The organism is Undibacterium sp. SXout20W (assembly GCF_049340285.1).
Classification (GTDB): domain Bacteria; phylum Pseudomonadota; class Gammaproteobacteria; order Burkholderiales; family Burkholderiaceae_D; genus Undibacterium.
This window is the reverse complement of sequence record NZ_JBMPPH010000016.1, coordinates 25,830-51,115: the sequence shown is the minus strand read 5'-3', so window position 1 is coordinate 51,115 and position 25,286 is coordinate 25,830. Positions and strand designations below refer to the sequence as shown.

23 protein-coding genes are annotated in these 25,286 nt (G+C 46.9%); 12 read left to right on the top strand and 11 right to left on the bottom strand.

Features of this window, described 5'->3' with window-relative positions; genetic code table 11:
* Positions 1–79: 79 nt before the first annotated feature.
* On the bottom strand, positions 80–2,446 hold the full coding sequence (locus ACO0K1_RS10500; protein WP_423025416.1) for an LPS-assembly protein LptD: 2,367 nt from the start codon (positions 2,444–2,446) through the stop codon (positions 80–82).
* Positions 2,447–2,593: 147 nt separating this feature from the next.
* Between ACO0K1_RS10500 and ACO0K1_RS10495 the strand changes: the two genes are divergently transcribed.
* The 5 genes from ACO0K1_RS10495 to ACO0K1_RS10475 all read left to right on the top strand — a co-directional run bounded on the left by ACO0K1_RS10495 (position 2,594) and on the right by ACO0K1_RS10475 (position 7,253).
* A complete protein-coding gene (locus ACO0K1_RS10495; RefSeq protein WP_423025414.1) occupies positions 2,594–3,658 on the top strand; it encodes an aminoglycoside phosphotransferase family protein in 1,065 nt (354 codons plus the stop codon).
* Between the two features lie 10 nt (positions 3,659–3,668).
* Positions 3,669–4,385 carry an N-acetylmuramate alpha-1-phosphate uridylyltransferase MurU gene (gene murU, locus ACO0K1_RS10490; protein WP_423025412.1) on the top strand — a complete coding sequence of 239 codons (717 nt, stop codon included), beginning with the start codon at positions 3,669–3,671 and terminating at the stop codon, positions 4,383–4,385.
* 2 nt (positions 4,386–4,387) lie between these two features.
* Positions 4,388–5,743, top strand: coding sequence for an aminopeptidase P N-terminal domain-containing protein (locus ACO0K1_RS10485; RefSeq protein WP_423025410.1), 1,356 nt, complete (start codon positions 4,388–4,390; stop codon positions 5,741–5,743).
* Positions 5,744–5,808: 65 nt separating this feature from the next.
* Positions 5,809–6,969 (top strand): FAD-dependent monooxygenase, encoded by a 1,161-nt coding sequence (locus tag ACO0K1_RS10480; RefSeq protein ID WP_423025408.1) that lies wholly within the window; start codon positions 5,809–5,811, stop codon positions 6,967–6,969.
* A 71-nt stretch (positions 6,970–7,040) separates the two neighbouring features.
* Positions 7,041–7,253, top strand: a complete 213-nt coding sequence (locus tag ACO0K1_RS10475) for a hypothetical protein (protein WP_423025406.1) — start codon at positions 7,041–7,043, stop codon at positions 7,251–7,253.
* 109 nt (positions 7,254–7,362) lie between these two features.
* Here ACO0K1_RS10475 and ACO0K1_RS10470 read toward each other — a convergent pair whose 3' ends face one another.
* Positions 7,363–7,818 carry an Lrp/AsnC family transcriptional regulator gene (locus tag ACO0K1_RS10470; RefSeq protein WP_423025404.1) on the bottom strand — a complete coding sequence of 152 codons (456 nt, stop codon included), beginning with the start codon at positions 7,816–7,818 and terminating at the stop codon, positions 7,363–7,365.
* Between the two features lie 520 nt (positions 7,819–8,338).
* Here ACO0K1_RS10470 and ACO0K1_RS10465 point away from each other — a divergent pair.
* Both ACO0K1_RS10465 and rocF read left to right on the top strand, forming a co-directional pair.
* Positions 8,339–9,448 (top strand): ornithine cyclodeaminase, encoded by a 1,110-nt coding sequence (locus tag ACO0K1_RS10465; RefSeq protein WP_423025402.1) that lies wholly within the window; start codon positions 8,339–8,341, stop codon positions 9,446–9,448.
* A 40-nt stretch (positions 9,449–9,488) separates the two neighbouring features.
* The gene (rocF, locus tag ACO0K1_RS10460) at positions 9,489–10,400 is read left to right on the top strand and encodes an arginase (protein ID WP_423025400.1); all 912 of its coding nucleotides are present in this window, start codon (positions 9,489–9,491) and stop codon (positions 10,398–10,400) included.
* 150 nt (positions 10,401–10,550) lie between these two features.
* On the opposite strand, the gene ACO0K1_RS10455 is transcribed toward rocF, so the two are convergent.
* From ACO0K1_RS10455 to ACO0K1_RS10440, 4 genes are all read right to left on the bottom strand, one after another.
* Positions 10,551–11,984 (bottom strand): NAD(P)(+) transhydrogenase (Re/Si-specific) subunit beta, encoded by a 1,434-nt coding sequence (locus ACO0K1_RS10455; RefSeq protein ID WP_423025398.1) that lies wholly within the window; start codon positions 11,982–11,984, stop codon positions 10,551–10,553.
* Positions 11,984–12,310, bottom strand: coding sequence for an NAD(P) transhydrogenase subunit alpha (locus tag ACO0K1_RS10450; RefSeq protein ID WP_423025456.1), 327 nt, complete (start codon positions 12,308–12,310; stop codon positions 11,984–11,986). The genes ACO0K1_RS10455 and ACO0K1_RS10450 overlap by 1 nt, the downstream gene beginning before the upstream one ends.
* 119 nt (positions 12,311–12,429) lie before the next feature.
* Entirely contained in the window at positions 12,430–12,792 is a 363-nt protein-coding gene (gene panD / locus ACO0K1_RS10445) for an aspartate 1-decarboxylase (RefSeq protein ID WP_423025396.1), read from the bottom strand.
* A 45-nt stretch (positions 12,793–12,837) separates the two neighbouring features.
* Positions 12,838–13,953, bottom strand: coding sequence for a Re/Si-specific NAD(P)(+) transhydrogenase subunit alpha (locus ACO0K1_RS10440; protein WP_423025394.1), 1,116 nt, complete (start codon positions 13,951–13,953; stop codon positions 12,838–12,840).
* 538 nt (positions 13,954–14,491) lie between these two features.
* Here ACO0K1_RS10440 and ACO0K1_RS10435 point away from each other — a divergent pair.
* From ACO0K1_RS10435 to ACO0K1_RS10420, 4 genes are all read left to right on the top strand, one after another.
* Positions 14,492–14,974 carry an NUDIX hydrolase gene (locus tag ACO0K1_RS10435; RefSeq protein WP_423025392.1) on the top strand — a complete coding sequence of 161 codons (483 nt, stop codon included), beginning with the start codon at positions 14,492–14,494 and terminating at the stop codon, positions 14,972–14,974.
* Positions 14,971–16,068 (top strand): tRNA 2-thiouridine(34) synthase MnmA, encoded by a 1,098-nt coding sequence (gene mnmA, locus ACO0K1_RS10430; protein ID WP_423025390.1) that lies wholly within the window; start codon positions 14,971–14,973, stop codon positions 16,066–16,068. The genes ACO0K1_RS10435 and mnmA overlap by 4 nt, the downstream gene beginning before the upstream one ends.
* A 481-nt stretch (positions 16,069–16,549) precedes the next feature.
* Positions 16,550–17,104 carry a ribosomal protein S5-alanine N-acetyltransferase gene (gene rimJ / locus ACO0K1_RS10425; protein WP_423025388.1) on the top strand — a complete coding sequence of 185 codons (555 nt, stop codon included), beginning with the start codon at positions 16,550–16,552 and terminating at the stop codon, positions 17,102–17,104.
* 185 nt (positions 17,105–17,289) lie between these two features.
* Complete coding sequence (locus tag ACO0K1_RS10420) at positions 17,290–19,545, top strand: patatin-like phospholipase family protein (protein WP_423025386.1); 2,256 nt, start codon at positions 17,290–17,292, stop codon at positions 19,543–19,545.
* On the opposite strand, the gene ACO0K1_RS10415 is transcribed toward ACO0K1_RS10420, so the two are convergent.
* Positions 19,518–20,306, bottom strand: coding sequence for a helix-turn-helix domain-containing protein (locus ACO0K1_RS10415; protein WP_423025384.1), 789 nt, complete (start codon positions 20,304–20,306; stop codon positions 19,518–19,520). The genes ACO0K1_RS10420 and ACO0K1_RS10415 overlap by 28 nt on opposite strands.
* 239 nt (positions 20,307–20,545) lie before the next feature.
* On the opposite strand from ACO0K1_RS10415, the gene ACO0K1_RS10410 reads away from it, so the two are divergent.
* A complete protein-coding gene (locus tag ACO0K1_RS10410) occupies positions 20,546–20,755 on the top strand; it encodes a hypothetical protein (protein ID WP_423025382.1) in 210 nt (69 codons plus the stop codon).
* A gap of 21 nt (positions 20,756–20,776) precedes the next feature.
* Here ACO0K1_RS10410 and ACO0K1_RS10405 read toward each other — a convergent pair whose 3' ends face one another.
* The 4 genes from ACO0K1_RS10405 to ugpB all read right to left on the bottom strand — a co-directional run bounded on the left by ACO0K1_RS10405 (position 20,777) and on the right by ugpB (position 25,158).
* The gene (locus ACO0K1_RS10405) at positions 20,777–21,862 is read right to left on the bottom strand and encodes a sn-glycerol-3-phosphate import ATP-binding protein UgpC (RefSeq protein ID WP_423025380.1); all 1,086 of its coding nucleotides are present in this window, start codon (positions 21,860–21,862) and stop codon (positions 20,777–20,779) included.
* Positions 21,863–21,921: 59 nt separating this feature from the next.
* A complete protein-coding gene (gene ugpE, locus ACO0K1_RS10400) occupies positions 21,922–22,773 on the bottom strand; it encodes a sn-glycerol-3-phosphate ABC transporter permease UgpE (protein ID WP_423025378.1) in 852 nt (283 codons plus the stop codon).
* A gap of 2 nt (positions 22,774–22,775) precedes the next feature.
* The gene (gene ugpA, locus ACO0K1_RS10395; protein WP_423025376.1) at positions 22,776–23,657 is read right to left on the bottom strand and encodes a sn-glycerol-3-phosphate ABC transporter permease UgpA; all 882 of its coding nucleotides are present in this window, start codon (positions 23,655–23,657) and stop codon (positions 22,776–22,778) included.
* A gap of 184 nt (positions 23,658–23,841) precedes the next feature.
* Positions 23,842–25,158 (bottom strand): sn-glycerol-3-phosphate ABC transporter substrate-binding protein UgpB, encoded by a 1,317-nt coding sequence (ugpB, locus tag ACO0K1_RS10390; RefSeq protein WP_423025374.1) that lies wholly within the window; start codon positions 25,156–25,158, stop codon positions 23,842–23,844.
* Between the last annotated feature and the right edge of the window lie 128 nt (positions 25,159–25,286).

The following is a 25,286-nucleotide window of genomic DNA, read 5'->3' as shown; positions in this document are numbered from 1 at the left end:
CAATCATGCTTGCGCATCGATATCCAAAAACTCACTAACTGCCCCAAAAAGCGCTTCATTGCGCTCTTCATATCGCGTATTAACGCTCAGTAATCGGCTGATAACCGGAGATATTACGTTTTAATGCTTCGATAGGATCATTTCCGACACCCAATCGTCCTAATCCACCAAGTTCAAGCTGAATTGAAAAACCAGTATTGTTGTTGAGGCTATCAATTGCAAACCGCTGTGCCACCAAACGCAACGCCCAACAATCAGCTTTATATTCAAAACCTGCCAGACCATCAACTACCTTTCTATCCATTAAAGAATAGTTGCTTCTGCCGACTGCGTACCAGCGCCTTCCAATTGGCCATTGTGCCGAAATATCGACTTCTTCCAAGCTATCGCGTTGAAAACGGTATGCCACATTCAATACTTTCTTCGGCTCAGGTTGCCAACGGATACCATAATTCGACTTTACCGATTGGCGTGTGCTTTGACTTAGCTGTAAGCCAAGGTCCAATCCAAGACTACGCGTTATTTGTCCAGTTGCGGCTAACAGCAGGTCTGAGCGACTTGGTGTCATTGTGGTGTCAGTCAACACTTTCTGTGTATTGAAATAAAACCGCTGTCCAATGGCTAACTTTAATCGCTCTTCGCCATCCATCTCAATATAGCGAGATATCAATGCAGCCGTAATTTGATTCGAGTCGCCGACCAAATCTTGCCCGCTAAAACGGTTTTCACTAAAAATTTGCGCAAAGTTAAAATCTGCGTCGGTTGTATCAAAAAGCGGTACTGCGTCTTGATTCACATATGGTGTACGCACATAAAATAAACGTGGCTCCAGAGTTTGCGTCATTTCACGCCCAAACAAAGAACTCTGCCGCTCAAACACCATTCCACTATCGACAGAAAAGGTTGGCACTACAGTCGTAAAATTAGAGGCATAACCCGGATCTTGATTTGCCAGTTGATAGGCATTCGCATGCAACATCAGCTTCGGTGTAATGAAATAACCAGGTTGCACAAACGGCAGCGACAATTGAGGATTAATGACCAGACGGTCTCCACGCACATAAGTAGGGTGCCAAAAACGGGTCAGGCTTGCATCAAAAGCCCAATCGAAACCCAATATATCGCGTTGCCCAGAATGAAACTGTATTTGCGGCAACCGATCATACGGTCTGTCAATGGGGGCATTCAGATCTTGTAAAACTTGATAATTACTCGCCAAGATGCTGAGATCCCAAAATGAGCCCGAATACGTTGCATTGATATTGCGTGGCAGCAGACGCTGGGAAGTTTTGGTAATAGAATTCGAAAAATCTGAAGGGTAGTTATCGTCTGACGCGATATTAATATCCCAGCTCAAGTTCAATGCCGGCGTCAGCAGTTGTTGATGTGTCGAGGTCAATGCATAACGACTGGTATTTGTTAATTTATCGCCTTCCAAACCTTCAAGTGTCGTCTCACCGCGATAAGTATCGCCGAGGTAACGCATGTCGGCACCCAATTGCAGACCACGGCGCGAAATGATTTTCGGATACAAAGTCAGATCACGATTCGGCGCGATATTGTAATAATAGGGCAGACCAAATTCTACCCCACCCACGGTTGATGCACCGATCGTTGGTGGTAAAAAACCAGAATGGCGAGCACCTGACAACGGAAAGGTCAACGTAGGCGTAGCAAGGATCGGTGTTCCCATAAAGTACAGTACAGATTTTCCGGCGACACCTGTATCGAGACCACTATCGAGACTCAATGTATCAGCGCGCAGATACCAATCGGGATCAGGACCGCTGCAAGTACTATATGTTCCTTCATGAACGACGGAGCGTTCTGTATCGAGAAAATCGATTTTTGCGGCCTTGCCTTGCGCATTTGACTCCAGTAAATGGTAGTCCGCACGGCTGACATTTCCTACCCCGGAATCCAGACGAAGTTGCGCACTGTCACTATTAAAACAATCGCCTTCTTTGCGGATGCGCACATTACCTTCTGCAGCAACTTCATCTTCAAGATATAAGTAGGTTGCCTTATCCGCAGTTAAGGTCGTACTACCTTTGACAAGTTCAACGTTATTTTCAAAATGAGCATCCCTCTCAGGACGTCCGACCATTTTTTCAGCCTGAATAACAGTCGGAGCGCGTTGATCTGCTTCGCGCCGCTGGTGCTTTTGCTTGTCTTGCTCGTCCTTTTTTTCTCGCTTACTCTTTTGCCGCAAGGCTGTATCTTCCTCGAAACTAAAAGGATCACTTTGCTCACTTTGTTCAGACGCCTGAGTTTGCTGCACGGAACTCATGCTGTCGGCGTTAGCCGTCGGCGCAATTGTTTCCGAAATTTTCAGGGGCTGTGCTTGCGCTTGAACAAAGAAAGCAGGCACTATCACCGACACGACAATCGCGGGGATAGTAGGAAACAAGAGCGGCGAGTGAGATAATACGGGTTTCCTGCGCATGTATTCAGTAGTCAGTAAGCGTTTTGGCAAGCATATTGGACGGTATCATTCAGACAATCCGCCAGAAATTAGTCGCCTATTATAGGTGAAATGCCGCAAAATCTTGCCGAACTGTGCGCACAAACTCAATCTATTAACAAATTAATCATGCCATCCACACCATCTACCGATAATCAGCCAGCGGCTCCAACTGTTTCTGAGGTAAAAGAACAACGCTATTCCGCCCTCAAAGAATGGTTAGGCGGCTTGTCTGTCCATGCGCTCAAGATAGATAGTTTGCGTGCGGCATCGTCGGATGCCAGTTTCCGTCAGTTTTACCGAATTGATACAGAAAATGGCGGCAGTCTGATCGTGATGGATGCGCCACCGGCGACCGAAAATTCTGCTGCCTTTATTAAAATGGCAAAATTGCTCAAAGACATCAATCTAACGGTACCGGAAGTGCTCGAGCAAAATCTGGAAGCTGGTTTTTTGCTCGTGACCGATCTGGGCTTACACACGTACGCACATGTGTTAAATCACGACACAGCACATAAGTTATATCTGGATGCCATCGATGCGCTGGTGCTCATGCAAGCGCAAAGCCAGCCCGATGTCTTACCAGAATATGACCGCGCGTTTTTATCCCGTGAATTAAATATATTCACCGAATGGTACGTGAACAAGCATTTGGGCGTGACGTTAAACGAAAAACAAGCCGCGACTTTACAGAAAGTATTTGACCATATTTTAGCAAGTGCTCTGGCGCAACCACAGGTGTATGTACACCGTGACTTCCATTCACGTAACCTGATGTGGATGGGCAAAGGCAACCCAGGCATTGTTGATTTTCAGGATGCCGTATATGGACCGATCACTTACGATCTGGTGTCATTATTGCGTGATGCGTATGTGCAATGGGATGAAGAAATGGTGCTGGACTGGGCGATCCGTTACTGGGAAAAAGCCAAGCGTGCGGGCTTGCCTGTGGCGCCGGACATTGACAGCTTTTATCGCGATTTTGAATGGATGGGATTGCAACGTCACCTGAAAATTTTGGGTCTTTTTGCGCGTCTTTCACATCGCGATGGCAAAGATAAATTCCTGGCCGATATTCCCACTGTGATGGAATATGTACGAAAAACCTGTCATCGCTATAAAGAATTAGTACCGCTGTTGCGCTTGCTCGATGAATTAGAAAATACAGCGCCCCAAGTTGGCTACACGTTCTGAGGCACAGCACATGAAAGCTATGTTACTCGCAGCGGGACGTGGTGAACGGATGCGTCCGCTGACCGACACGTGCCCGAAGCCATTGTTAAAAGTACGCGGTCGTCCATTAATCGTCTGGCATATTTTAAATCTGGTCAAAGCCGGTATCACCGAGATTGTGATCAACCATGCGCATCTTGGTCATCAAATCGTCGACACGCTCGGCGATGGCAGCAAATTCGGTGCTCAGATCAGCTATTCACCAGAAGAAACCGCGCTTGAAACCGCTGGCGGCATCGCCAAAGCACTGCCATTACTGGGGGCGGAGCCTTTTATTGTCGTTTCTTCAGACATTTATATTCCACATTTTGATTTCAAAGAATGTATCAATACGCTAGAAGACAATGACCCATGGGGTAATCCACTTCCCGAAAATGAACGCGATATCGCCTGGCTTTACATGGTCAAAAATCCTGACTTCCATCCGAATGGTGATTTTGTGTTAACCCTGATGGGCTTATCCAACGAAGGTACGCCACGTCATACCTTCGCCAACATTGGCGTATATCGCCCAGAGATGTTTGCCAGTATTCGTCCAGGCGATCACGCAAAACTGGCACCGTTGATGCGAGAGTTTATTGATGCTGGTCGTATCGGCGGCGAATTGTATCGTGGCGAATGGCATAACCTAGGTACGCCGGAGCAATTAAACGCACTCAATGCGCCATTGAATTTTAATAAAGGCTAACTATGAGCCAGGCCAATCACCTGCATTTTTCCGCCCGTCGTCAACACTTGATATCGTTGATGCAAGCCCAGGGGGGTGGCGTTGCCATCATTCCTACTGCACGAGAATTGGTACGCAACAACGATAATACTTTTCCATTCCGTCACGACAGCTATTTCTATTATTTGTCAGGATTTACTGAGCCAGACGCCGTCATCGTTCTGGTTGCAACGGCAGACGAACAAGCAGAAATCCTCTTTTGTCGTCAAAAAGATGTCGAGCGCGAAATTTGGGATGGATTTCGATATGGACCAGAGGCGGCACAAACAGAGTTCGGCTTTGATGCAGCATATGCGATCGATGATATTCATCAGAAAATGCCTGAATTATTAGCTGACACACACAAGCTGTTTTATAGCACCGCCGTCGAGCCCCACTTGGATACCCAAGTACAGCAATGGTTACAGGAAGTACGTGCCAAAAGTCGTGCAGGCATCGGTGTACCAACAACCACGGTTGACGTCCGCCATCTGATCGACGAAATGCGCCTCTACAAGGACAGCATCGAAATCGCAACGATGCAGCGTGCCGCCAGTATCTCTGGCGCCGCTCATGCGCGAGCGATGCGAACCGCAACACCGGGGCAATTCGAATATGAATTAGAAGCCGAATTGCTGCATGAATTTCGCCGCCAGGGCGCGCAGTCGCCTGCATACGGCGCCATCGTTGCCGCAGGTGCGAATGCCTGTGTCCTGCACTACCAAAGCAACCAGGCGCAAATTCATGATGGCGATTTAGTACTCATCGATGCCGGTTGCGAATTTGACAGCTATGCCGCAGATATTACCCGCACCTTCCCCGTCAACGGGAAATTCAGTCCGGCACAAAAGACCTTGTACGACATTGTTCTTGCCTCACAATACGCAGCCCTTGCGTGCGCCAAACCTGGCGCTCGTTACATGGATGGTCACCATGCTGCAGTCCGTGTGCTGACGCAAGGGATGCTCGACACCGGCTTACTCGATAAAAATCTTGTAGGCAGCGTCGATGATGCCATTGCCAGTCTCGCCTATCGCCAATTTTATATGCATGGAACTGGCCATTGGATAGGCCTCGATGTGCATGATGTCGGCTTATATCGCGACATTCATAACATCGCTGAAAACAAGCCGTATCGCCATTTGCAAGAGGGTATGGTGATTACCATCGAGCCTGGCATTTATGTACGCCCGGCAAAAAATGTTCCCGAAGAATTTTGGCATATTGGCATACGCATCGAAGACGATATCCTTATCACCAGCGACGGCCATCATAACCTGAGCCGCGACACACCCAAAACAGTCGCCGAGATTGAAGCGGAAATGCGGCGCGCGACCTAGAAAAAAATGCGCCGGGAAACCGCTAATCAAGACGCAGACAGTTGAATATAGTTGAATAAGAGTTTATGACGACAACAGACTTTGATATTGCAATTTGCGGTGCCGGACCCGTGGGACAAGCACTGGCTCTGCTGTTGCACCGGGAAGGATTCGCTGCCAATAAAATTGTGCTGATTGATGCAAAAACAGCCGCCCAATCAGAACAAGATGCACGATCAATTGCTATTTCTTACGGTAGCCAACAAATCCTGCAACGCGCTGGAAGTTGGCCTATAAGAGCCACGGCGATCCAAGAAATTCATGTATCTCGACGCCAGCATTTTGGCCGCAGTCTGATGCGGGCGACCGATTATGATGTGCCAGCGCTTGGCTACGTTGCCCGCTATGGCGATATTATTCGTCCCATGCAAACGGCTGCCGCGGCAGCAAAAATTCAGATGTTCAGACCGTTTCAGGTCGCACAGATTGAAGAACAGGAACAGCAAGTGATCTTGAACCTAACGCATGCAGAAACAAGTGCGTGTTCCACCGTGACTGCAAAAATTCTGGTGCAGGCCGAAGGTGGTACCTTTGCGGATCAATCACAACGCGTGCAGCGCCACGACTATCAGCAAACCGCCATCATCGCCCATGTAACATGCAATCAAGCAAAGTTACAACGTGCATTTGAGCGCTTCACTGAACAAGGGCCACTGGCGTTGCTACCGCAAGAAGATGGCTATGCTTTAGTATGGTGTGCCCGTCCTTCGATGGCAGAGCAACTCTTAACGCTCGACGATGCCAGTTTTCTAGCTGCACTGCAAATCGCTTTTGGACATAGGCTTGGCGATTTCAAGACGGTTTCCAAACGCTTCGCTTATCCCTTAGGTTTAAATGCCCAACCCAGCGCCAGCAAACGCTGCGTCAGCATAGGGAACGCCGCACAAACGCTGCATCCAGTGGCCGGACAAGGATTAAATTTAGGCCTCAGAGACGCGCACACCTTAGCAAAATGTCTGAGCCGCCAACACGAACACCTCGAAGCTGGAATTCCGCTCTTTATTGAACAGCGTAAAACTGATCGTCAGTTGACGATTCGAATCACAGACACCATGGCCAGGATATTTGCCAGTTCTGCAGACGGTTCATTGACGCAGTCTTTACTTGGTCTTAGCCTCGGTACCCTCGATGTGTTGAGCCCTGTAAAAAATTTACTTGCGGGACAAATGATGTTTGGCTGGCGATGATACGTCTGCTCCCCAGACCAGTCATTTTTTTAAACAAGTTATAATCCTCCCCTCACTTACAAGGATGCAATATGAAACTCCGCACAAAAAGACGTTTAATGAATTATGGTCGTATCTACAACCACCAACTTTCGACCGTGTTAGAAGCTGCTTTTGAGGAATTCCGCGCTAATTTCACGAAAGAAGGCGAATCTTTGGAACAGTCTTTAGACGCTTTACACAAGCTCGGCGCCAGCTATCGCCACTTCAAAAAGTTCTCGTTGCGGTTTGCAATTTCACACTAACTGTCGCACTAAGTTTTGCACTAAGTTGCAAAATAAGTTATGGGTCTGATGCGTTCCCGCCGTCAGACCCATTATTTTTTTAGCATAGAGTCTGCATTGACTTAAATTGTTAGTCGATCGGTAAGCCACATACTGGCTTGACCTCTTCCATACAAATCATCGACCGCAATGAAGCGACACCAGGTACTTGCATCAAGGTATCGGTCAGAAATTGCGATAAGCTTTTCAAATCAGTCGCAACGACTTTGAGAATATAGTCAAAATCCCCCGAAATCGTATGGCACTCGATAATCTCCGGAAACGCCCGTAATTGTTTCTCGACTTCACGGACGTTTCTGAACTGTTCGCGATCTAAGGATAAATTGACAAAAGCCATCACGCCCAGACCAACCGACTCAGGTGCCACCTGCGCCACGTAACCCCGGATGATCTTCTTCTCTTCTAATGTGCGGACCCGACGTAAAGTCTGTGGTGCTGACAAATGAATTTTCTCTGCGAGGCTCAGGTTGCTCATGCGCCCATCATTTTGAAGATGGCGCAAGATACTCAGGTCATAAGCGTCCATTTGAATCCTTATTTTGCTTTTTTACACTGCGGTCTGTGCTACAGGCTTCACATTGCTGAAAAACATGAAGTTTTGACATCAAAATGTTGTCGACCAACTAGGCAGACCATAAATCACCAAAACCAAGCATGCATTTTGCGGCGAAAGGCACATGATGATTTTTAAGATATTTTACACAACAAGCATATTTAGAAATTTAAATTCTTTATATATTATTTTTAGAAATTATATTTCTTTATTAAGCATTAATACAACGAATTTAGCAATCTAATTATTCATCCGGATCGCTACAATGGATAACAGAACTCGTCGTTTCGAACAGCACTTTTGTGTTTGAGGCTTTTGCGAAATGCGGAAAAATTTCGCAGCGGCTTCCGGACATGCCTGATATTTCTTCGTGGCTAAGTCCAAAGACGATGTTCTGGTTTAATCGGATGCACTAAAAATCACGTCGTTATGCGTAGTCATCACGTCCACTTTTTAAGGCGTCCGACACAATTCAAACTATTCGGAGAACATCATGGTGACCTATATTGGCACACAAGAAATGCAAGCCCACTTACGCAAAGTTAAGCCAGAAACTGCGATCACTCGTATGGCTGAAATGATTAAAGAAGACTATCTGCGCTGGGCAAGCTTCGACAAATCGGCTCGTGTTGCAAATCACTCTGACGTTGGCGTCATTGAATTAATGCCAATTTCTGACGGCCACAACTACTCGTTCAAATATGTGAATGGTCACCCCAAAAATACACAAGCTGGCTTACTGACTGTCACTGCATTTGGCGTACTCGCGGATGTTGATACCGGTTACCCACGCTTGTTGTCTGAATTAACACTGACTACTGCATTGCGCACCGCCGCGACCTCCGCTTTAGCCGCAAAATATATGGCTAGACCTGATAGCCGTAGCATGGCCTTGATTGGTAATGGTGCCCAGAGTGAGTTTCAGGCGGTTGCATTTCATGCCATGCTTGGCATAGAAGAAATCCGGGTTTTTGACGTTGATCCGGCAGCGACAGAAAAATTGATTCATAATTTACGTGCTTATCCAAATTTACGTGTCGTTCGCGCGACTTCCGTTGCAGAAGCTGTCAAAGGTGCTGATATCATTACAACTGTCACGGCAGATAAAACGAATGCAACGATCCTGACGCCAGAAATGATAGAACCGGGTATGCACATCAACGGCGTCGGTGGGGATTGCCCTGGCAAAACAGAGCTACATGCAGACATTTTAAATAACGCGTATGTTGTGGTTGAATACGAGCCGCAATCAAGAATTGAAGGCGAATTACAACAAATGCCAGCAGATTTCCAAGTCACAGAATTATGGACAATCTTGGAAGATAAGGCACCAGGTCGCGCCTCCGCTGAACAAGTAACGGTATTTGATTCGGTCGGATTTGCATTAGAAGATTTTTCTGCCATGCGTTATCTGGAAAAATTTGTGATGCAAAAAACGTCACCATTGCTCGATCTGATTCCTGAAATGATGAATCCAAAAGATTTATTCGGGATGGGTATGGGTGCACCGGTCATGGACACAAAAAATGCAACATCAGCAATATTGGCAACACCAGCAACACCAGATACACCGTTGGCACCAAAAGTGCCAATACATGCTTAATACGCTTAACGGCATAACTTAGTCTGAAATTACACATAGAATGAAAACCATTTCCTTAATTGGAGCGCCGACAGATGTCGGCGCTAGCGTCAGAGGCGCAGGCATGGGGCCTGATGCATTACGCGTTGCAGGTCTGAACGAAGCCCTGGAAGGGCGTCATCTCAAGGTCATTGACCACGGCAACCTGCGAGGCCCTGCCAATCCATGGGAACAACCCGTGAATGGATTGCGTCATCTGAAAGAAGCGATCGACTGGAATCAGGCCGTCTACGATGCGGTCGATCATGCTTTGCTAAATGGTCACATTCCTATGATGCTGGGTGGTGACCATTGCCTGGCAATTGGTTCTATTAGTGCCGTGGCGGCGCATTGCCGCCGGGTCGGTAAAAAGTTACGTGTCTTGTGGTTTGATGCCCACGCCGATAGTAATTTATCGACAATTAGCCCCACCGGTAATATTCACGGCATGCCTGTCGCCTGTCTGATGGGTCATGGCCCAAAGGAATTAATCGCTTACGGCGGCCATACGCCAGCGATGCAGCCAGATGAGATTCGTCAAATCGGCATCCGCAGCGTCGACGCGGGCGAAAAGAAATTCATTCACGAAATGGGTATTCAAGTCTATGACATGCGCTATATCGATGAATACGGCATGCGCAATGTCATGAGCTCCGCGTTAGCAGGGGTTGATTCGAACACGCATTTACACGTCAGTTTCGATATGGATTGCCTTGATCCTGCGATTGCACCAGGTGTTGGCACTGCGGTTTTGGGCGGCCCGACCTACCGCGAAGCACAGTTGTGCATGGAAATGATTGCCGACACTGGCTTGCTGGCATCACTGGATCTGGTTGAACTTAATCCGGCTCTGGATTTGCGTAATCAGACGGCAATTCTGGCGGTCGATCTCATCGAGAGTCTGTTTGGGAAATCGACGCTGGTCAGAATGTAAGTTATTGACTTTCAATCGGATTCACTTGGTTTAAAGCATCAGCCACTTGCTCTGCAAGTGGCTTTTTTGTATTGCTACAAATAAAAAAATATCCCCGCCACCATTGAGGTCGACGGGGATTTTCTTGGTAATGACGCAGTTGCCGCAGCCTTATTCGACCGCTTTCACCATATCCTCAATAACCTTTTTCGCATCACCGAATACCATCATTGTTTTGTCCATATAGAACAACTCGTTATCCAGACCAGCATAACCAGAGGCCATAGAACGTTTATTAACGATGACTGTTTTTGCTTTGTAAGCTTCCAGAATCGGCATACCAGCAATCGGTGATTTTGGATCTTTTGCAGCAGGATTAACCACGTCATTGGCGCCTAACACCAGCACCACGTCAGCCTGACCGAACTCACTGTTGATGTCTTCCATTTCAAAGACTTGATCGTAAGGCACTTCCGCCTCCGCCAACAGCACGTTCATGTGACCAGGCATCCGTCCGGCAACCGGATGGATCGCATACTTAACGGTAATCCCCTTGTGCGTCAGCTTTTCAGTCAACTCTTTGAGGGCGTGTTGTGCACGTGCTACCGCCAGACCATAACCTGGAACGATGATGACTGTTTCAGCATTACCCAGCAAAAACGCGACGTCGTCGGCTGAACCCGACTTAACATTACGCTGTGCTTGCGTACCGCTACTTGCGGCTGCCGCTTCACCACCGAAGCCACCCAAAATCACATTAAAGAACGAACGATTCATTGCCTTACACATGATGTAGGACAGAATTGCGCCAGAGGATCCCACCAGCGAACCGGCGATAATCAACATTGAGTTATTTAATGAAAAACCAATACCTGCTGCCGCCCAACCTGAGTAACTATTAAGCATCGACACAACGACGGGCATATCTGCACCACCGATAGGGATGATAATCAAGACGCCCAACACAAACGCGATCGCTGTCATCAACACAAATGGTGTCCAACTTTGTGTCACACAGAAAGCAATTCCTAAACCCAGCATAGCCAGCGCCAGCACCAGGTTTAACTGATGTTGACCACTGAAGCTGACTGGTGCCCCCTGAAATAAGCGGAACTTGTACTTACCAGACAATTTACCGAACGCGATCACAGATCCAGAGAACGTAATTGCACCGACAAAAGTACCGATAAATAACTCAATCCGGTTACCTACTGGAATTGGCATATCTTTGCCAACGATATTAAATACCCAAGGCTCAGATACAACAGCAACAGCAATACATACCGCTGCCAAACCAATCAACGAGTGCATCGCTGCAACCAGTTCAGGCATTTTTGTCATTTCAACGCGTTTGGCCAGAATGGCACCAATACTGCCGCCGACAACGACACCCAGCGCAACCAGGCCATAGCCCATGCCGCTTCCGGCGCTTTCGGTTTTGAGCTTGACAATCAAAGCAATGGTTGTCGCTACCGCAACCGCCATCCCGACCATACCAAACGTGTTACCACGACGCGCAGTAGATGGATGAGACAAGCCTTTCAGCGCCTGGATAAAACATACCGAGGCGATCAGATAGAGCATTGTGACGAGATTCATACTCATTATTTGCCCTCCTTGTTACCGTCCGCTTTTGCTGCTTTAGGCTCTTTTTTCTTAAACATTTCCAGCATCCTCTGTGTGACCAGAAAACCGCCAAAAACATTCACCGCAGCCAAGGCCACAGCGACCGTGCCCATGACTTGCGCCAGTAAGCCTTCAGTCAAGCCAGCCGCCAACATTGCGCCGACAATGATGATGGCTGAGATCGCATTGGTCACCGCCATTAACGGCGTATGTAATGCAGGTGTTACCGTCCAGACCACGTGATAACCGACATAAATTGCCAGTACAAAAATGATGAGGTTGGTTAGGGTATGACTAACTTCCATGATGTCCTCTCTGTTGTAGTGATTGAGACATGCAAATACCGTCGATTTCTCGGGCAACTTTTTCTGACAGGCATCGTGCATCTATCATTCCTGCCATCGTCCGCTCCTTTGTCATCGGCTTAATACTCCTTGAGACTGGTGATCTGATTTTTTGCATTCACAAAAACCACATTCGGTTTGTGCGCACGCGCTTCTTCTTCTGTCATTGGTGCGTAAGTACAAATGATCATCAAATCGCCCAGTTGCACACGACGGGCTGCAGCACCGTTCAATGAGATTTCGCCACTGCCACGTTTGCCTTTAATTGCATAGGTGGAGAAGCGTTCGCCATTGTTCACGTTGTACAGCTCGACCTGTTCGTTCTGGATGATATTCGCAGCGTCGAGCAGATCTTCATCAATTCCACAAGAACCTTCATAGTGGAGATCGCACTGGGTCACAGTAGCGCGATGAATTTTGGCGCGGAGCATATTTCTTTGCATGGTGTTTCTACTTTCTGATACATGTGACGAAAAACTTAAAATTTCTTACTTCTTGAGAACCTCGCCGCCGGCACAGACGAGCGTAGCAGCAACAATTTCGTCTTCACGATTGATCGCCAATGCAGCTTCTTTGTCGATGATCAGTTTCAAAAAGTCGAGTACATTGCGGGCATACAATGCCGAAGCATCTGCCGCCAGTAAGGTCGCCAGATTCGGTTCACCGATAATGTGAACACCATACTTGGTCACTGTTTTCCCTAATTCTGACAACGGGCAATTACCGCCTTGCTCGACCGCCATATCGACGATCACAGAACCAGGCTTCATAGACTTAACAGTCTCTTCTGAAATCAATACCGGGGCTTTACGACCTGGTATCAACGCGGTAGTAATAATAATGTCGGCTTGTTTGGCGCGCTCATGCACCAATGCTGCCTGACGTTGCATCCATGCAGCGGGCATAGGACGGGCATAGCCACCTGTACCCTGCGCGATTTCGCGCTCTTCATCCGTCTCGTAAGGGACATCGATAAATTTAGCGCCAAGGGATTCAACTTGTTCTTTGACCGGAGGTCGCACGTCGGATGCCTCAATCACAGCACCCAGACGCTTGGCTGTCGCAATCGCTTGCAGGCCTGCCACACCGACACCCATGATCAACACACGCGCTGCTTTAACAGTACCTGCTGCCGTCATCAGCATTGGCATAAAACGTTGATAGGTGTTCGCCGCCAGCATCACTGCTTTATAACCAGCGATATTAGCTTGTGATGACAGTACGTCCATGGATTGTGCACGCGTAATACGTGGCGCCGCCTCGAGGGCAAATGCGCTGATACCATGGGCGGCCATCGCTGCAATATTATCGGCATCAAAGGGGTTGAGCATACCGACTAACACTGCTCCGGACTTGATCAAAGCCCTTTCACCGGCATCTGGCGCACGTACTTTTAATACTAATTCTGCGCCGAATGCTTCTGCAGCAGTGCCGATCTGGGCGCCTGCTGCCAGATACGCTTCATCTGTGATACTCGAAGCCACACCAGCACCAGACTGCACAATCACCTGATGTTTTGCAGCAACGTACTTCTTAATGGTTTCCGGAGTCGCCGCAACACGCGTCTCTCCAGGCCGAGTCTCGGCGGGAATGCCGATTTTCATAGATTTGCTCCCTGATAGTGAATAAAATCTTTTCTTTGTTACTGCCTCTCGTCGCAGTGCACCGGCTTCGAAACTGATCGCACTGTGATGTTGTAGCGGCCTTTACCGCACACGATTCAAGTCAGCAACCGTAATACATTCTGAACCAGCCCAGTCTCTGACGCCATTGGGCAAAATACTTACCTGAATCTTACATTTAATATTCGACAACAATATTACACGCAAAATGTTTTTTAGCACAACCGTTCACTTTTTTGCCAATGTTGAAATATTTGTTTTTTAAGTTTAACAACAAAATGTGAACGCCATCGTTTTAAAAATAAAATTTCCTTTTAAAAACAATTATTTAGATGATTTTCGTTAGCGAAAAATAGCATAACTCTAAAAAATAGCGTTTAACTTATAACAATAAAAATAGCTTTACGGCATGGATATATATAAAACGCATTAGCTAATTCACTTTCAAATTTGCTGGTTTGCCACACAAATTTTGATGGCAAAGTAAAATGTCACCTTCCCAGACTAAATGAAAGAAGCAATGTCCACCATCTGGAAGCCATCGGTCACCGTTGCAGCGATCATTGAACGCGATCAACGCTTTTTAATGATCGAAGAAGAAACACCGGATGGCATACGCATTAATCAGGCAGCTGGACATTTGGATCCACACGAATCCTTAATCCAGGCAGTCATTCGGGAAACCCTAGAAGAGACTGCACACGATTTCACCCCGACCGCCTTGGTAGGAACGTATCTATCCACCTTCACTTCGCCGAAAACGGCTGAAGAAGTGACTTATTTGCGTTTTGCCTTTACCGGTGAAATTGGGAACGCTTATGACCAACCACTGGATACAGGTATTTTGCGTACCCTGTGGATGAGCTATCAGGAAATTGTGGATTGCAAACACCTGCATCGCAGCCCTTTGGTGCTGCGTTGTATAGACGATTATCTGCAAGGACAACGAGCACCATTGTCTTTGTTATTTACGCATCCAAGCGTACTTGGATCAACATTATGAGCAAAAAAAGAGTAGTAATTGGTATGTCCGGCGGCGTCGATTCGTCGGTATCAGCATGGTTATTGAAAGAACAGGGTTATGAAGTGATCGGCCTGTTCATGAAAAACTGGGAAGATGACGACGATTCAGAATACTGTTCGACGCGCGAAGATTGGATCGATGCGGTCAGCGTCGCCGATGTGGTGGGCGTTGATATTGAGGCCGTTAATTTTGCCAGTGAGTATAAAGATCGCGTATTTGCTGAATTTTTGCGTGAATATCAGGCTGGCCGTACGCCAAATCCGGATGTGTTGTGTAACGCAGAAATTAAGTTCAAAGCCTTCTTAGACCACGCGATGAAACTCGGCGCAGATTACATCGCGACCGGTCATTATGCGCGCGTACGCGAAGTGAATGGAGAGTTTCAATTACTCAAAGCATTAGACGCCACCAAAGACCAAAGTTATTTTTTACATCGGTTAAACCAAAAACAACTCGCCAATACGTTGTTCCCTTTGGGTGAAATTCATAAAACGGAAGTAAGAAAAATTGCCGAACAACTGCAATTACCGAACGCCAAGAAAAAGGATTCCACCGGTATTTGCTTCATTGGTGAACGTCCTTTCAGGGATTTCTTAAATCGCTATTTATCGTATAAACCAGGCGAAATCAAAACACCGGAAAACGAAATCATTGGACAGCATGTCGGTCTGAGCTTCTACACCCTTGGCCAGCGCAAAGGGATAGGCATTGGTGGCATTAAATCGCACCAGAACGCAGACGGCAGCAGTGATGCCTGGTACGTCGCCAGAAAGGATGTCGCCGCTAACACTTTATACGCTGTACAAGGCCATGACCATCCGTGGCTATTGTCCTCAAGCTTAGAGGCGACGCAAGTTAGTTGGGTAGCTGGCCATGCGCCTGAAACTGTAGCTCTATCAGCGAAAACGCGCTACCGCCAACCGGATATGCGCTGCCAATTTGCTGGCGATGAGCAACAATTTAACTTACATTTTGAACAGGCTCAGTGGGCAGTAACCCCTGGGCAATCTGCGGTTTTATATGACGGTGATATTTGCCTCGGTGGTGGGATCATTCACTCAGCAGCAAGCTGATAATTTTGGCTGTGCGGTAGTTACCGTCGTTTTTTGGTCTACTGATTAGACGGGGTGGCTTATACCCGCTCTACGATTACGTATCCGCATCGACAGCAATATCGCTTTTGGCTTTCCCCCTCCAGGCTAAGCAAATTAAAGCAATTCAAAGAAATTCCAAGAAATTCAAAGCAATTCAAAGAAATTTAAGCGTCACGGAAAGCGGATCAGAAAGTATCTTTATCTGAGCGCAGCGAGTTAAGATACTTTCCCGTTTTACCTATTTAAATCGACGCAAAAATGATGCACTAAGAGGAACATTAGGATAGCCTTGAATATCAGTTTGTACGGCAAGTGGGCGCCTTGCCCCCTTTTTGTAGGGTGGTCGCAACCCACCTTCGGTTACCTTAATACCTGATTTTGCTTTTCCCTGACCAATAATCTTGATCATTTAAACGGTAAAATCGCATTCATCGATGCTATTTAAAGTCTGCTCAGCAACATGCTACTCACTCAAGCAATTACCACCGAGCACCTGACCTTAAGCAATTTACGGCCAGAGCAAGCGCAATTATTACAACGCTATCTGCTCGACAATCGGCAGCATTTGGCGCCCTGGGAACCGGTTCGAACCGACGCGTATTTTGATATTACCCAGTGTGAAGAACGCTTATACCAGCAGTTTCAGCAAATGCAACATGGCAATGGATTATTTCTCGCAATCATGTGCGACGAAAAAATGATCGGCGTATGTAATTTCAGCAATATCGTCCGCGGTGTGTTCCAAGCCTGTCACCTGGGCTATGCGATTGCCCATACGCATCAGGGAAAGGGATTAATGAGTGAAGCCCTGACGGCGGCGATTCAATACATGTTTGAACGTGAGAATCTACATCGTATTATGGCTAATTATATGCCAGACAATATTCGTAGCGCGGCCGTTTTAGAACGCTTGGGCTTTGAAAAGGAAGGCTACGCCAAAGCCTACTTAAAAATCAACGGCCAATGGCGCGATCACGTATTAACGTCATTAATTAATCCAACAGCAACAAATTAAACGTCAAACGTACAAGCTGCAAGTACATCGAATTATCCTTAAAGAACCGACTAAATCCAACATCATGCACGTCAGATTGGATAGCAATTAACTAACAACTAAGGCTATACTCTAGGCATTTCTGAACCAGTTTCCATAAATGTGGTCTATTTGCGGTTCAATGTTTGTAGAGAGCCTGCCTAGATATGTTACTGACCCGACTTCTCTTTCTATGCGCCAGCATCTGCTCGCTTGGTGTGACGACCATTTGCCTCGCGCAAAACGAGCCTGATGATCCTGGGGACGCCACCGTACCGCATCAACGTCCACGTATCGCCCTGGTACTCTCAGGTGGTGGTGCCAGGGGCTTTGCACATATAGGCGTGATCCGCGCATTGCGAAAAATGCGTATCCCGGTCGATATTGTCGTTGGTACCAGCATGGGTGCCGTCGTCGGTGGTGCCTATGCCGCAGGGCGCACGCCTGAAGAGTTGCAAAGAACTGTACACGATACCGATTGGGGCAGCGTCTTATCAGACCGCCCTGCCCGCACCGATCTGGATTTCAGACGCAAAGCAGAAGATGGGCTGATACCAACAAGACTTGAATTTGCAGTCACTAAAACTGGCGTGTCATTGCCGCCGGCCGCAGCTGGCAATGCGGCTTTAGAAAATGCACTGACCCAGCTTTTGCCGGAAGGTATGCGCGATCATCCAGTCAATCAACTAGCATTGCCTTTTCGCTCAGCGGCTTCGGATCTTTTAACAGGTGAATTAGTAGAACTAGATACCACACCTCTGCTAGCAACAATGCGTGCATCTCTGGCCGTACCCGGCGTCTTCGAACCGGTCCGGATCAAGGACAAACTGGTTGTCGATGGTGGTCTGGTGAATAATTTACCAGTAGAAATTGCCAGGGCGATGGGGGCGGATATTATCATTGCCGTCAACGTCGGAACCCCACTCGCTAAAGAAAAAGAATTGCGAAGTGCGGTCGATGTCGCGACCCAAATGTTGCAAATTTTGACCGAACAAAATGTACAACGTTCAATCAAACAATTACATCCTCAAGATATTTTAATTTCACCGAATCTTGATGGCATTTCGTTTCTCGATTTCACTCAATACCCGCGTGCGATTAACGAGGGTGAAAAAGCTGCGTTGAATTTGAACACACGCTTACAGGGATTAAGCCTCTCTGAAGAAGAATTCTCCCATTATGAAGAACAACGACTCCTCGCTGGGTCGATGACAAAAAGTCCGATCACAGCATTGCCAATCGCTAAAATCGAAGTGCAAGGGACGCAGTACATCAACCCGGTCGCTTTGGTATCGCAAACAGGATTAGAGGAAGGACAGGTACTGACACAACAACAAATTCGCGCTGCGACGACACGGCTGTATGGTCGCGGCGATCTGAACAATGTTGATACCGTCATTACGGATAATGATGGTGAGCGCAGTATTTTGATCAAACCGACCGAATCCAATTCCAGTAGAAATCGCCTTCGCTTCGGTATGGAATTGGCGAGTAATTTTTCAGATGAAAACAGTTTTGCATTAGATGTGTTGCACGTCGCAGCATCGTTGAATGCCTACGGTGCAGAGCTTAGAACCTTGGCAAAAATAGGTAGCGTGCGGGAATTCAATACGCAATTCTGGCAGCCGCTGGCACCAGCATCCCAATGGTATGTTGCACCATCGATCGAATATAACGCCCATAGCCAGAATATCTATAACAATCAGATTAAAGTGGCGACCCAGGAAATCAGTTATACGCGGGCAACGATGTCGATAGGCAGACACCTGGGAAATTGGGGAAGTATTGAAACAGGGTTGATGAGAGGATTTCAAAAAGTGAATTCAGAGTTATCTTCTGATCCAACTTCTGGCTTTAATCCAAATTCAAAGATATATGACACCACGCAATTTATCAATTTCAAAGTTGATACATTAAATTCGCTGGCATTTCCAACCCAAGGTAGCTATGTCAACGCGGTATGGCAAAGGTCGCCGAGTAAGGGAACTGGAGAACCGTCGACAGCACAATCAGAGTTCAGCGCACTGCAAGCATTTGAATACGGTGATTGGTCAGGGCATATTTATGGCGAATGGGCGCGCACAAAAAACACGCCACTCACTTCGCCCCTAGGTGGATTTCTTCGATTATCCGGATTACCAACAAACTCCCTGATTGGTGATGACAGTATATTTGGTCGGATCGTTATTGCCCGTAAGATAGGTTCCTTGCCTGGCACGGTCGGCGGTGCAATCCGCTTTGGTTTGTCTGCCGAAATAGGCGGCACCTATGGAACGACAACCCCTTTTAGTACAGGTATTTTGAAGCAAGCGGGAAGCGCGAGTTTATCGGTAGACACACGCTTCGGGCCGCTCTTCTTTGGTGCAGGTGCAACCCGCGGTGCAGGTTCTGCCGTCTACCTTTTCTTAAGCCCGATCTGGTGAGTCATACTCGGTAATTCGGGTTTTGGTTCAGGTCTGCGCAATGCAGTTAATGCAGAAAACTCCCAGGATTGGAAACCGACCAAGAGCGTGAAGCCATCGCGCTCTTCGGGTCTTAAACGACGATCATCTTGCTGGAGCCTGGCCAACTCTGCAGCCAGCTGTTGAATTTTTTGCACAATTTCCATAGCGCTGCGATCAGACACGCGCGCCGGTACGCACAACAATGTTTCGCCAGCATGATCGAACGTGCCACGAAAATAATCGCTGACCACATGATCACGAAAAAACTGCTGAACCGGACCATCTGGACGCCAATGAAAAGCCGGGGATACATTGAGTCGATAACGGTTATTTGGACGTAATTCAATCAACTCTAATTTGTCTAACGCGATCAGATGCAAAATGCATTCAGGCTCACTTAATTCATAGGTCTCTACAATTTGTTCCAGCGTCCAATGGCCAAGGCATGAAATCGCCACCAACAATAACTTAGCATCGGCAATCAACGATTTTTCTTGCGCCAGCGTCAATGTATCAGAGTGCGGAGTGACATCTGCCGCTTGCCGGAAAATATCCTCTAGCGCGATGCCAGCTGCTTTACAGATTTCTGCCAGACGCGACAAATTCATGTCTTTTTGGCCGAACATCCGCTTCACACTAGATTCACTCATCCCTATGCGCTCAGCCAGAATTTTATAGGTCACGCCAGCTGCCCGCAATTCGGTACGCAATACATTCAACAATAATTCAGGTGAACTCATAGTATCTCGATTCGATCATGAAATTAGCGCAATAGTATCAAATTTCAGTACCACACATACTGAAATATGAACCTTGGAACATTTTACTAGTTCTAAGTTCTGGCAGTTGCGACACTACATTTGATTTCAAAGACGCATGGCACTCGCTGTGCTGCGGTGAGTGATCCGGGCAAACAGTGTCTCCTCCACTATCTGCCCGGATCACCCGATTATCCTATGTTCAGACCTTGAAAGAATTTATGAAAACACTCATCAGATATAGTGCTTGCATAGTGGTCACAGGCGTCGTGTTTAGCTCTGGTTATTTCTTAGGCCAGCATCAGGCCGCAGAACAAGCAGCAAACCTTCGGCAACAAGCAATGTCTGCTCTCATCAGCGATTCGGCATCACAAAATAAACAACCATCCGATCATCAACTACCACGCCGCAAACCCGCCTTGTTGATGTAATTAGCCTCGGCAAAAAAACGTTTAATCGATGCGCTTTTGTGTTTGCGGATCAAATCGATGCATACTGTCAAACGTAAAACCAGCGGTCGTTTTTTGACCTGCAAGAACAGGTGTCCCTACTGGCGCACGTACGACCACAGCCTGTCCTGCGCAACGACCGTGAATCAATAAATCAGCGCCTAACGACTCAACCAAATCAATCTCAAAAGGCAAGCCAGGCATACCGATAAATAAATGCTCTGGACGCACGCCCAAAATAATTTTAGTCTCGCCGGCGGCATGCTGTTGTTGGCGCAAAGGGTGAAATGGCAGTTCAAATTTCACATCCCCCATTGTCATCCAATGACCATCTGAGCTAACGTTTCCTTGCCACAGATTCATCGGCGGTGAACCTATAAAACTAGCAACAAAACTCGTCGCAGGTTTGGAATACACTTCGTCTGGCGTACCGATTTGTTCTGCGACACCGCCATTCATCACGATCATACGCTGGCCTAACGTCATCGCTTCGACCTGATCGTGCGTCACATATAAACTCGTCGTCGCGAGGGCTTTATGTAATTTTTGAATTTCCAGACGCATTTGGACGCGTAATTTGGCGTCGAGGTTTGACAGCGGTTCATCAAATAAAAATACAGCAGGTTCGCGCACAATCGCTCTTCCCATAGCGACGCGCTGTCGTTGCCCGCCAGATAATTCTCGCGGTGTTCTATCCAATAATTTGTCTAGCTCCAAAATCCTCGCGGCTTTGTTCACGCGCTCTGTAATTTCTGACTTTGAATACCGTCTGATCTTCAAGCCATACGCCATATTTTCAAATACGGTCATGTGTGGATAGAGGGCATAGTTTTGAAATACCATCGCAATATCGCGGTCCTTGGGCTCCAGCTCATTGACGACGCGGTCACCGATAATTACCTCACCCTCACTAATCTCTTCCAGACCCGCAATCATACGCAAAAGGCTGGATTTACCGCAACCCGATGGGCCAACGATCACCACAAATTCACCGTGTTGAATATCCACCGAAATACCATGGATAACGTCCACCGCTTTCTTGCCGTGACCGTAATTTTTTTTTACATTTTTTAAGTGGACCTGTGCCATCTTTACTCTCTATACAATCGCATCATTGTGCTGATCCGGTTCACCAGATCAAACGAAACTTATTTTTCCGAATCAACCAAACCTTTAACAAACCATTTTTGCATCAGAATCACGACCAATCCCGGCGGCAACATTGCCAGCAACAAGGTTGTCATCACCAAATTCCATTCCACCGCAGCATCGCCACCGGCGATCATACGTTTGATACCGATCCCGATCGGGTACATGCTTTGATCCGTCGCAACAAGTAATGGCCACAAATATTGATTCCAACCGTAGATAAACATAATCACAAACAAGGCTAACAAATTGGTTCGCGATAAAGGCCATATGACGTCCTTAAAAAAACGTAGTGGGCCGGCACCATCGATGCGTGCAGCCTCCGCCAATTCATCAGGAATTGTCAGAAAAAATTGTCTGAATAAAAATGTAGCCGTCGCAGAAGCAATTAATGGCACCGTCAGGCCCGCGTAGGAATTCAACAACCCAAAATCGGAGATGACTTTATATGTGGGATTGATTCTGACTTCAACCGGCAACATCATCGTTAAGAAAATCATCCAGAAAAACAAACGTCTGCCGGGAAAACGAAAATACACTAACGCAAATGCCGATAACATAGAAATCGAAATTTTTCCAAACGCAATCAACAAGGCTGATGCAAGACTTATCCACAACATGCGAGCAACCGGATTGATATCGACGTTGGCGCTCGCGCCGCCCTCAAGAACCGTCATAAAATTATGCAAAAACTGATCACCTGGAATGAGCGACATCGGCGCCAGTGCCGCTTGCTCAGCAGTTTGTGTACTTGCCACGAATGCGATATAGATCGGGAATGCAATCAGCACCACGCCAAGAATTAAAACAAGATGACTTATCGCATCCAGAAACGGTCGACGTTCTATCATTTTCAATACTGCACTTTCTTTTCTACATACTTAAACTGTACTACCGTCAACGCAATTACGATCGCCATCAGAACAACTGACTGAGCGGCTGCACCGCCAAGGTCGCCACCTTTGAAACCATCATTGAAGACTTTAAATACCAAAATCTCAGTCTCTTTTCCTGGTCCACCTTGCGTCGTTGCTTCAACGATCGCGAACGTGTCGAAAAATGCGTAAACGATATTAACGACCAGGAGAAAAAAACTCGTCGGTGTCAGCAATGGTAAAACAATGGTAAAGAACCGCCGGACTGGGCCCGCACCGTCAATTGCCGCCGCTTCAATCAATGACTTAGGGATTGACTGCAAACCCGCCAAAAAAAATAAGAAGTTATAACTGATTTGCTTCCAAACTGCTGCCAATACAATCAATATCATTGCATGCTGCGCATTGAGCAAATGGTTCCATTCGATACCAACATGGCGCAATAAATGAGCGACTACCCCTAAGGTCGGGTTCAGCAAGAACATCCACAGCACACCGACCACAACTGGTGATACTGAATACGGCCAGATCAACAAGGTTTTATACAAAGCCGCACCACGAACCACGCGATCAGCAAAGACCGCCAATAACAGCGATATTGTCAAACCAAATACCGCGACTAATACGGAGAAAATACCGGTCGTTTTGAAGGCCGCCAAATAGCTTGGGTCAGAAAATAAAGCTTTAAAATTATCTAGCCAGACAAACTCGCTGGATAATCCAAAAGCGTCTTGTAACAAGACTGATTGATGTAAAGCTTGCGCTGCAGGCCAGAAAAAAAATACTATTGTCACTAAAAGTTGTGGTGCCAGTAATGCATAAGGCACCCATCGTGAGCGAAATCGTGCACGTTTTTCCAAGAATCACCTTCTGATAAAAATGTCTATCGTTCATGTAAAACAAGATGAATCTTGTTTTACATGAGTGAGACAGATACGAGAAATAAACACGAAATATACAAAAAATACAGTTATGTAGCGATGCGCCACAGCCATGGGTGTTTCACCACAACAACTCTGATCACATCGTTGCTTAAAATTCGTTTTATTTATTTGCTTTTTCGAAGCGTGCCAGTAACTCATTTCCTCGCGTTACCGCTTCGTCAAGCGCTTCTTTCGCGGTCTTTTTCCCTGTCCAGACCCATTCCAACTCCTCGTCAATCACAGTCCGGATTTGCGGAAAACTTCCTAAACGTATGCCCCGAGATTTGTCAGTCGTTTTGACGATCATCTGTTGCACCGCGACACCAGTGCCTGGATTTTTTTCATAAAATCCGGATTTTTTTGTCAGCTCGTAAGCCGCATTGGTGATCGGCAAGTATCCAGTTTCCTGATGCCATTTTGCCTGTACTTCCGGTTGCGACAAGAATTTATAAAATTTGGCTACGCCTTTGTATTCTTCATTTTTTTTACCAGCCATAGCCCATAAAGATGCGCCACCGATAATCGTATTTTGTGGTGCACCGGGCACATCGGAATAATACGGTAACGCCGCAACACCGAATTTAAATTTAGCATTTTTGACGATAACGCTATACACCGCACTGGATGAAGTCAACATCGCACACTCGCCAGAGTAAAATTTTGCATCCGGCTCGCTTTTACGTCCAGCGTACACAAAATAACCTTGTTTAGCCCAATTCGCCATGTCTTCAATATGTCGGATATGTAAAGGGCTATTGAATTTAAGTCGTGCATCCAGTCCACCAAAACCATTATTTTTTGAGGCGAATTCAACATTATGCCAAGCAGAAAAATTCTCTAAATGCACCCATGTTTGCCATCCAGTGGTATACGGGCATTTGCTTCCGGCTACTTTAAGGCGTGCCGCATCTGCGGTCATCTCCTGCCACGTTGTCGGTGGCTTATTCGGATCAAGACCAGCCTTAGCAAACAAATCCTTGTTATAGTAAAAAACCGTCGTTGAACTATTAAAGGGTAAAGATAACATCTCACCATTTGGCGCGGTATAGTAACTGGCGACTGCCGGAATATAGCTTGCCGGTTCAAATTTTTCACCTGCAATTTTCATTACTTCCGACACCGGTTTGATCGCGCCTTTAGCGTACATCATCGTGGCCGTACCAACTTCAAAGACTTGCAAGATATCTGGCGCGTTGCCAGCGCGGAACGCTGCAATCGCAGCAGACAATGATTCGTCATATTCGCCTTTGAATACCGGCACAACCTTATACTCAGTCTGGCTTTTGTTAAACTGATCTGCCAAATTATTGACACGATCCCCCAACGCACCTGTCATTGAATGCCACCAGCTAATTTCTGTGACAGCAAACGCTGGTGCGGTTTGAGTCAACATCAAGGCCGCAGTCGTAGCCAAGCCAAATTTTCGTATAAATTTCATGTCATTTCCCAGATGTCAGTTGAACAGCATGACTTAAGCCAATTATCCGTCGCGCAGATAACAGTCCGTCTACAATAATTATTAGTGGGTTACGATAGCATTGAGACCATCCATTGTATAGAGGACTT

What these genes read in the sequence shown, in the direction of transcription:
- ACO0K1_RS10500 (WP_423025416.1), bottom strand. Translation starts at nt 2,446, where the DNA reads ATGCGCAGGAAACCCGTATTATCTCACTCGCCGCTCTTGTTTCCTACT.
- ACO0K1_RS10495 (WP_423025414.1), top strand. Translation starts at nt 2,594, where the DNA reads ATGCCATCCACACCATCTACCGATAATCAGCCAGCGGCTCCAACTGTT.
- murU (WP_423025412.1), top strand. Translation starts at nt 3,669, where the DNA reads ATGAAAGCTATGTTACTCGCAGCGGGACGTGGTGAACGGATGCGTCCG.
- ACO0K1_RS10485 (WP_423025410.1), top strand. Translation starts at nt 4,388, where the DNA reads ATGAGCCAGGCCAATCACCTGCATTTTTCCGCCCGTCGTCAACACTTG.
- ACO0K1_RS10480 (WP_423025408.1), top strand. Translation starts at nt 5,809, where the DNA reads ATGACGACAACAGACTTTGATATTGCAATTTGCGGTGCCGGACCCGTG.
- ACO0K1_RS10475 (WP_423025406.1), top strand. Translation starts at nt 7,041, where the DNA reads ATGAAACTCCGCACAAAAAGACGTTTAATGAATTATGGTCGTATCTAC.
- ACO0K1_RS10470 (WP_423025404.1), bottom strand. Translation starts at nt 7,818, where the DNA reads ATGGACGCTTATGACCTGAGTATCTTGCGCCATCTTCAAAATGATGGG.
- ACO0K1_RS10465 (WP_423025402.1), top strand. Translation starts at nt 8,339, where the DNA reads ATGGTGACCTATATTGGCACACAAGAAATGCAAGCCCACTTACGCAAA.
- rocF (WP_423025400.1), top strand. Translation starts at nt 9,489, where the DNA reads ATGAAAACCATTTCCTTAATTGGAGCGCCGACAGATGTCGGCGCTAGC.
- ACO0K1_RS10455 (WP_423025398.1), bottom strand. Translation starts at nt 11,984, where the DNA reads ATGAGTATGAATCTCGTCACAATGCTCTATCTGATCGCCTCGGTATGT.
- ACO0K1_RS10450 (WP_423025456.1), bottom strand. Translation starts at nt 12,310, where the DNA reads ATGGAAGTTAGTCATACCCTAACCAACCTCATCATTTTTGTACTGGCA.
- panD (WP_423025396.1), bottom strand. Translation starts at nt 12,792, where the DNA reads ATGCAAAGAAATATGCTCCGCGCCAAAATTCATCGCGCTACTGTGACC.
- ACO0K1_RS10440 (WP_423025394.1), bottom strand. Translation starts at nt 13,953, where the DNA reads ATGAAAATCGGCATTCCCGCCGAGACTCGGCCTGGAGAGACGCGTGTT.
- ACO0K1_RS10435 (WP_423025392.1), top strand. Translation starts at nt 14,492, where the DNA reads ATGTCCACCATCTGGAAGCCATCGGTCACCGTTGCAGCGATCATTGAA.
- mnmA (WP_423025390.1), top strand. Translation starts at nt 14,971, where the DNA reads ATGAGCAAAAAAAGAGTAGTAATTGGTATGTCCGGCGGCGTCGATTCG.
- rimJ (WP_423025388.1), top strand. Translation starts at nt 16,550, where the DNA reads ATGCTACTCACTCAAGCAATTACCACCGAGCACCTGACCTTAAGCAAT.
- ACO0K1_RS10420 (WP_423025386.1), top strand. Translation starts at nt 17,290, where the DNA reads ATGTTACTGACCCGACTTCTCTTTCTATGCGCCAGCATCTGCTCGCTT.
- ACO0K1_RS10415 (WP_423025384.1), bottom strand. Translation starts at nt 20,306, where the DNA reads ATGAGTTCACCTGAATTATTGTTGAATGTATTGCGTACCGAATTGCGG.
- ACO0K1_RS10410 (WP_423025382.1), top strand. Translation starts at nt 20,546, where the DNA reads ATGAAAACACTCATCAGATATAGTGCTTGCATAGTGGTCACAGGCGTC.
- ACO0K1_RS10405 (WP_423025380.1), bottom strand. Translation starts at nt 21,862, where the DNA reads ATGGCACAGGTCCACTTAAAAAATGTAAAAAAAAATTACGGTCACGGC.
- ugpE (WP_423025378.1), bottom strand. Translation starts at nt 22,773, where the DNA reads ATGATAGAACGTCGACCGTTTCTGGATGCGATAAGTCATCTTGTTTTA.
- ugpB (WP_423025374.1), bottom strand. Translation starts at nt 25,158, where the DNA reads ATGAAATTTATACGAAAATTTGGCTTGGCTACGACTGCGGCCTTGATG.